The following is a 213-nucleotide window of genomic DNA, read 5'->3' on the forward strand; positions in this document are numbered from 1 at the left end:
AAGGTCCTGGCTCAAGGTGCCCCCACCGTCGGTAACGGTGATGGAGGTACCGCTAAGGCCCACTGCCGTGTTGTACTCGTTGCCCACATTGGTGTCCGCATCGGCGGAGATATGCGCAGCGATATCGGAGGCGTTCGTGGCGATGTCACTTGTATTGGTTGAGATATCGGACGCGTTGGTCGCGATGTTGGTCGCATTTGTTGAGATATTGCT

The 213-nt window shown here is 56.3% G+C and carries 1 protein-coding gene; it reads right to left on the reverse strand.

Annotated features, from left to right (window positions below):
* On the reverse strand, nucleotides 1–213 hold a 213-nt coding region (locus tag EO131_RS17080), incomplete at both ends, for a hypothetical protein (RefSeq protein WP_164731632.1).

Source organism: Flagellimonas beolgyonensis (assembly GCF_003992615.1).
Taxonomy (GTDB): Bacteria; Bacteroidota; Bacteroidia; order Flavobacteriales; family Flavobacteriaceae; genus Flagellimonas; species Flagellimonas beolgyonensis.